Genomic DNA, 6,630 nt, shown 5'->3' with positions numbered 1-6,630 from the left:
GAAGGCTGGTTCACCGATGACACTGCTAAACGTTTCGAAGCTTATCACTGGCACGTGATCCGTGGCATCGATGGTCACGATCCAGAAGCGATTAAACGTGCAGTAGAAGAAGCACGTAAAGTGACCGACAAGCCATCCCTGCTGATGTGCAAAACCGTTATCGGTTTCGGTTCACCAAACAAAGCTGGCACCCACGACTCCCACGGTGCGCCGCTGGGCGAAGCCGAAGTGGCGCTGACCCGCGAAAAACTGGGCTGGAAATACGGTCCGTTTGAAATCCCGGCTGACATCTACGCGCAGTGGGATGCGAAAGCAGCAGGCCAGGCGAAAGAAGCCGCATGGAACGACAAGTTCGCGGCTTATGCTAAAGCCTTCCCACAGGAAGCAGCAGAATTCACCCGTCGTATGAAAGGTGACATGCCGTCTGACTTCGACGCGAAAGCGAACGAATTCATCGCTAAGCTGCAGGCTAATCCGGCGAAAATAGCCAGCCGTAAAGCTTCCCAGAACGCTATCGAAGCCTTCGGTCCTCTGCTGCCTGAATTCCTCGGCGGCTCCGCTGACCTGGCGCCTTCTAACCTGACCATCTGGTCCGGCTCTAAGGCTATCAACGAAGATATCGCGGGTAACTACATCCATTACGGCGTGCGTGAATTCGGTATGACCGCCATTGCCAACGGTATCTCCCTGCACGGTGGTTTCCTGCCGTACACCTCTACCTTCCTGATGTTCGTTGAATATGCCCGTAACGCGGTGCGTATGGCGGCGCTGATGAAGAAACGCCAGGTGATGGTCTACACCCACGACTCCATCGGTCTGGGCGAAGATGGCCCAACTCACCAGCCGGTAGAGCAGATTGCTTCCCTGCGCGTGACCCCGAACATGAGCACCTGGCGCCCATGTGACCAGGTTGAATCCGCGATTGCGTGGAAATATGGCGTAGAGCGTCACGACGGCCCAACCGCGCTGATCCTCTCCCGTCAGAACCTGGCGCAGCAGGAACGTACTGAAGCGCAGCTGGCGAACGTGGCCCGTGGTGGTTACGTGCTGAAAGACAGCGACGGCCAGCCGCAAATCATCCTGATCGCGACCGGTTCCGAAGTTGAGCTGGCCGTTGCCGCTTACGAAAAACTGACCGCAGAAGGCGTGAAGGCGCGCGTGGTGTCCATGCCGTCTACCGACGCATTCGACAAGCAGGACGCGGCTTACCGTGAATCCGTGCTGCCGAAAGCGGTCTCTGCACGCGTCGCTATCGAAGCAGGTATCGCGGACTACTGGTTCAAATACGTGGGCCTGAACGGCGCAATCGTCGGCATGACCACCTTCGGTGAGTCTGCGCCAGCGGATCTGCTGTTCAAAGCGTTCGGCTTCACCGTTGAGAACGTCCTAACGAAAGCGAAAAGCATTTTGTAAACGCTCTTCTATCAGTGGGCATGTATCCATGCCCATGATAATCAATCACTCATTTATATTGTCGAAGGTAATTCATGGATATTTCGAATGTACTTAACGTAAAAAACATCAAATTGAACATGATGGCTAAAACTAAAGAAGAAGCTATTGAAGAATTAACAGACTTACTCGTTCTTGATGGTGCTGTTATTAATAAAGCTGATTTTCTGAAAGATGTCTGGTTACGCGAGGAGCAGGGCTCCACTGGATTTGAAAATCATATTGCGATCCCACATGGGAAATCTTCAGGCGTTGCCCATACGACATTAGCCATTGGTCGAACCCAACATCAAATCCCCTGGGAAACGATGGATGGCAGTGATGTTCGTTGCATTATTTTATTTGCTGTTTGTTTAGTGGATCAAAATGCGAATCACATTCGATTATTATCACAAGTCTCAGGCTCACTAGCCGATGAAGATATAATTGAAAAATTACTGAAAGAAAATAATCCGCAGAAAATCATTGATCTTTTAATCCCTGAAGATGAAGGTATTAAAGCTTAATTTAACCCCCACGGTTATATAGCATCGAAAAAAAAATCAAATCCTGGAGAATCATTATGAATATCGTTGGCATTACAGCTTGTACTGTAGGCATTGCACATACCTATATTGCACAAAAGAAAATAGAAATAGCAGCAAAAAAAGCCGGACACAATGTCAAAATTGAAACACAAGGCACAATAGGTATCGAGAATGCCTTAACCGCTGAAGAGATCGCACAAGCCGATATCGTCCTGTTAGCCGCCGATGTTAAAGTTTCTGGTGAAGAACGGTTCGCCGGAAAGAAAGTCGTCAAGGTACCTACGGAAATGGCTGTTAAATCTCCCAATAAGCTTATTGAAAAACTCAGTGAATTAGTGAATTCATAACTTTTATCAATGCGTTTCCTCTATAAATTAAAGGGCGTAATTTATGAATATAAAAGAAATATGGAAAGCAGCAAACCCTAAAGGTCATCTGCTGACCGCTATCTCATTCTTGATTCCGATTGTCTGTGGTGCGGGATTTATTATTGCAATCGGTATGGGTCTTGGGGGCACGGTTCAAGACGCTTTAGTACCCGGTCAATTTGATTTGTGGCAGGCCTTAGCGACCATGGGGGCCAGAGCACTCGGACTATTACCCGTTGTTATTGCTATCGGGATTTCCGGTTCTATCGCGGGTAAGCCCGGTATTGCCCCAGGTTTTGTCGTAGGTCTGGCGGCTAATGCTATTGGCGCAGGTTTCATCGGCGGCATGATCGGCGGATACATTTCCGGGTATATTGCTCTCGCTGTTATTAAAAATGTGAAGGTTCCTGGTTGGGCTCGGGGTTTAATGCCAACATTGATTGTGCCCTTTTTTGCATCCATTCTCAGTGCCCTGATCATGGTCTATATCATCGGCACACCTATTGGTATTTTTACAGATGCTCTCACATCGTTCCTGAGAAGTATGGGTACTTCATCTAATTTACTATTAGGTGCGGTTATTGGGGCATTGTGTATTGTTGACTTTGGCGGGCCGATCAACAAAACGTGCTTCGCATTCGTCTTAACCCTCCAGGCGCAAGGTATAAATGAGCCAATTACGGCCCTTCAGTTAGTCAATACGGCAACCCCTATCGGCTTAGGGCTTGCATTTTTTATAGCCAAACTTCTTCGCAAAAACATCTATAATAACGAAGAAATAGAAATGTTAAAATCAGCAGTTCCTATGGGGGTAGTCAATATTGTTGAAGGTTCTATCCCTATAGTAATGAATGATATCGTTCGTGGTATTGCGGCGGCTGCAATTGGTGGGGCGTGTGGCGGTGCGATCACCATGGTGTATGGCGCAGATGCAACAGTGCCTTTTGGTGGCGTGTTGATGATTCCTACCATGTCACATCCAATGGCGGGCATTATGGCATTGCTTGTTAATATACTAGTAACCGCTACAGTCTATGCTGTCATCAAAAAAGACGTTCCTCGAGATGTGGTTGTAAATAATGACCAGGAAGAGGAAGACATCAATTTGGACGATATTAAAATAAGTTAAGCATATATATAATTCATATATACTATAAATAACTAACCAAGTCCATTTTGATCATCTTTAAGGGATGCAGGTAAATATCTGCATCCCTTACGGCATGGCTAAACCACACCCACAGGAGGAAAGCCAAGGGGGCCGTCAACATCATCAATCCTTTCCACCTGCAAATTAAACATTACCGCACGTCTTTCGCCGCCAGATACCCTTTAACCGCATCCAGAAACAGCCCCAGCGCCGCATGCTGATGGTCCCGGGACTGGTAAAGCCCGTATATCCCGAGCGGCTGCGGCTCCAGCTCTGGCAGCACCCGCACTAACCGCCCGCTTTCCAGCCCGGCTCTCGCCTCGATGTCGGGCACCATCGCCAGGCCAACGTCCGCCGTCGCCATCTCGCACAGCAGCGATGATATTCCGGCGCTGAAGTTACCGTTGACCGCCACCGAGACCTCGCCTTTCGCGCCATCGCGGAAGGTCCAGGACTGGCCGGAAAAGCGGCTGTAGTGCAGGCAGTTATGCTGGGCGAGTTCATCAAGGGTGGTCGGCACGCCCGCGCGGGCAAGATAGCCTGGCGACGCGCACAGCACGGAACGACAGGTTCCCAGATGGCGGGCGATCGTGCCGGGTTCCGGAACATTGGTAATGCGAATAGCCAGATCGATACGCTCCCCCACCAGGCTCACCGGATGGTTGTTGATATCAACCTCAATACGCAGCGCCGGGTAGCGGCTTAGAAATTCCGGGATAATCGGGTTCAACAAATGCGTCGCCGTAAAGTGGGCGCAGGCGATACGCAGCGTCCCGGACGGGGTAACGCCGGTCGCCTCCCCTTCAATGCCCTGCGATAGCAACGCCAACTGCCGCGTCTTCTCCAGCGTTTTTTCTCCGGCAGGAGTGAGGGTTAACCGCCGGGTGGAACGGTGGATCAGTCGGGAACCGGCCCACTTCTCCATCTCGTCAAGATAGCGGCTGACCATCGGGCGAGAGATGCCCAGCGAGCGGGCCGCGGCGCTCAGGCTACCGAGTTCGCAGATGCGGTTGTAGGTGATGGCCGCCATAATCCGGTCCATTGCGTCTCCATTTGATCGTTTTATGAAACTCAGCATGTATTGTTTCAGGAATTCTAGCAGAAGCAGAAATCCGTAGAATGCGCTTTACACCCTTTACGGAGTTCATCGCCATGAAATTAACATCCCTTACGCTGGTTCTGTCGCTGGCCGCCACCACCGCGTTTGCCGCCCCGCTGCACCTTGAAGTCTACAACCCACAGGAAAAAGGCATTTTCCCAGTCTCGTCCACGCTGGTTTCAGGCCCGAAAGAGGCGGTGCTGTTTGACGCGCAGTTCAGCGTTAAAGATGGCGAAAAGCTGGTGCAGATGATCCGCGACAGCGGCAAAACGCTGAAAACCATCGTCATCACCTCCGGCGACCCGGATTTCTATTTTGGGCTGGAGCCGCTGGTGAAGGCGTTCCCGCAGGCTAAGGTTGTGGCATCACCTTCCGTGGTTGAGCACATCAAGGCCACCAAAGATGCCAAGCTGGTCTTCTGGGGTCCGCAAATGAAAGACGGCGCACCAACCACAATCATCGTGCCGCAGGCCACCAGCGCGACGCGTTTTACCGTTGATGGCGAACCGCTGGAGCTGAAGCACGCGGGCGATTATGCCGCCTATGTCTGGATCCCGGCGAACAAGGCGATTCTGGGCGGTACCGGTATTGCCTCTGGCATCCACGTCTGGACCGCCGATACACAGACCCCAGCGATTCGTCAGGGCTGGATGAAGGTGCTGAGCGAAATGCAGGCGCTGAAACCGCAGCAGGTCATTCCCGGCCACTACCTGGGAGAGCGCCCGGCAAATGATGCGGCCATCGCCTTTACTAACCGCTATCTGCATACCTTTGAGCAGGCGCTCAGTAGCCAGAAGAACTCAGCAGGCGTGATTAGCGCGATGAAAGCGGCGTACCCAGGCCTTGCCGATGTGAGTTCACTAGAGCTTAGCGCCAAAGTGAACACCGGCGAAATGAAGTGGTAGCCTGCCGCCGTAGGATTTTGCAAAAAAGCTCGCCTTTAGAATGAGATCCCGATAGTCACCCCGCTATCGCGCCAAAAACGATGGAGTTGGCGATAGCGGGTAGGTATAATCAGCGACACATATATTTGTCGTACAATTCAACCCAATGAAAATTAACACGTTACTGGTATCGCTCGCCGTTGTTTTCTCCGTTCACCCCGCCTTTGCGCTGACCTATACCCTACCGAAATCCGGTGGAAATCTGGTAGGCAGCAACGAATATGAGCAGGTTCCCCAAGGACAAAAAGCGCCGCTGGAAACCTACGCCGCCCGACATCATATCGGCATGAGCAATCTCCTCGACGCCAACCCCGGCGTGGACGTTTATCTCCCGGCGCCCGGTACCGTTCTCACCTTCCCGTCGCAGACCATTTTACCCGCTACGGTGCATCAAGGGATTATCATTAACACGGCGGAAATGCGCCTCTATTACTACCCGGCGGGCAGCAATACCGTCGAAATCTATCCGGTGGGCATTGGTCAGATTGGGCACGATACCCCAGAGCACTGGGTGACTTCCGTGAAACAGAAAAAGGTCGGGCCAACCTGGACGCCAACACCCAACGAACGCGCCGAATTTGCCGCAGCCGGTGATATTCTTCCCGCCGTCGTTCCCGCGGGCGTAGATAACCCAATGGGGCTGTACGCCATGTACATTGGCAACGAGTTTGCGATTCACGGCACCAACGCCAACTTCGGCATCGGGCTGCGAGTCAGCCACGGCTGCGTGCGTTTACGCGCCGACGATCTTAAAACGCTGTTTAGCGAAGTCCCGGTGGGGACCCGGGTTGAGTTTGTAAATCAGCCGATTAAAGCTGACGTTGAACCGAACGGCGAGCGCTATATCGAAGTGCATAGCCCACTGTCCGAATCCGGAACCAGCACGGCTTCGGCGAGTGCGATCCCGGCGGCGCTGAAATCCACTCTGACGGCCACGGATATTCAGCAGACGGTATTAAGCCAGGCGCTGGCCCAGCGATCCGGGATGCCGGTCAGGCTGAATTAACCCTGAATGCTGCGAAATCCACGCCCAGGCGTGGATTTTTTTCTCTACGCGACTTTACCCCTACCAAACCTACCGATACTCTGT

General features: G+C 52.2%; 7 protein-coding genes. 6 read left to right on the top strand and 1 reads right to left on the bottom strand.

From position 1 onward, the window contains the following. The 4 genes from tkt to HII27_RS10020 form a co-directional block, all read left to right on the top strand. A partial coding sequence (gene tkt / locus HII27_RS10035; RefSeq protein ID WP_185667760.1) for a transketolase occupies positions 1–1,413 on the top strand: 1,413 nt, incomplete at its 5' end. 74 nt (positions 1,414–1,487) lie between these two features. Beyond that, positions 1,488–1,958: a PTS sugar transporter subunit IIA gene (locus HII27_RS10030; RefSeq protein ID WP_185667759.1), complete on the top strand. Its 471-nt coding sequence runs from the start codon at positions 1,488–1,490 to the stop codon at positions 1,956–1,958. Positions 1,959–2,014: 56 nt separating this feature from the next. Then, a complete protein-coding gene (locus HII27_RS10025; RefSeq protein WP_185667758.1) occupies positions 2,015–2,326 on the top strand; it encodes a PTS fructose transporter subunit IIB in 312 nt (103 codons plus the stop codon). Positions 2,327–2,369: 43 nt separating this feature from the next. Continuing rightward, a complete protein-coding gene (locus tag HII27_RS10020) occupies positions 2,370–3,476 on the top strand; it encodes a PTS fructose transporter subunit IIC (protein WP_185667757.1) in 1,107 nt (368 codons plus the stop codon). Positions 3,477–3,648: 172 nt separating this feature from the next. Here the strand turns inward: HII27_RS10020 and HII27_RS10015 are convergent, their stop codons facing one another. Continuing rightward, the gene (locus HII27_RS10015; protein WP_185667756.1) at positions 3,649–4,539 is read right to left on the bottom strand and encodes a LysR family transcriptional regulator; all 891 of its coding nucleotides are present in this window, start codon (positions 4,537–4,539) and stop codon (positions 3,649–3,651) included. A gap of 110 nt (positions 4,540–4,649) precedes the next feature. Between HII27_RS10015 and HII27_RS10010 the strand changes: the two genes are divergently transcribed. Next, positions 4,650–5,501 (top strand): Vmh family MBL fold metallo-hydrolase, encoded by an 852-nt coding sequence (locus HII27_RS10010; RefSeq protein WP_185667755.1) that lies wholly within the window; start codon positions 4,650–4,652, stop codon positions 5,499–5,501. A 145-nt stretch (positions 5,502–5,646) separates the two neighbouring features. Further along, entirely contained in the window at positions 5,647–6,546 is a 900-nt protein-coding gene (locus HII27_RS10005) for a L,D-transpeptidase family protein (RefSeq protein WP_185667754.1), read from the top strand. The last annotated feature ends 84 nt before the right edge of the window (positions 6,547–6,630 follow it).

The organism is Kluyvera sichuanensis (assembly GCF_014218705.1).
In the GTDB taxonomy this organism is placed as follows: Bacteria; Pseudomonadota; Gammaproteobacteria; order Enterobacterales; family Enterobacteriaceae; genus Kluyvera; species Kluyvera sichuanensis.
The sequence above is the reverse complement of the archived record's forward strand: the minus strand, read 5'-3'. Positions and strand labels throughout refer to the sequence as shown.

Coding starts and splice junctions, on each gene's coding strand:
- HII27_RS10030 (WP_185667759.1), top strand. CDS start 1,488: ATGGATATTTCGAATGTACTTAACGTAAAAAACATCAAATTGAACATG.
- HII27_RS10005 (WP_185667754.1), top strand. CDS start 5,647: ATGAAAATTAACACGTTACTGGTATCGCTCGCCGTTGTTTTCTCCGTT.
- HII27_RS10020 (WP_185667757.1), top strand. CDS start 2,370: ATGAATATAAAAGAAATATGGAAAGCAGCAAACCCTAAAGGTCATCTG.
- HII27_RS10025 (WP_185667758.1), top strand. CDS start 2,015: ATGAATATCGTTGGCATTACAGCTTGTACTGTAGGCATTGCACATACC.
- HII27_RS10015 (WP_185667756.1), bottom strand. CDS start 4,539: ATGGACCGGATTATGGCGGCCATCACCTACAACCGCATCTGCGAACTC.
- HII27_RS10010 (WP_185667755.1), top strand. CDS start 4,650: ATGAAATTAACATCCCTTACGCTGGTTCTGTCGCTGGCCGCCACCACC.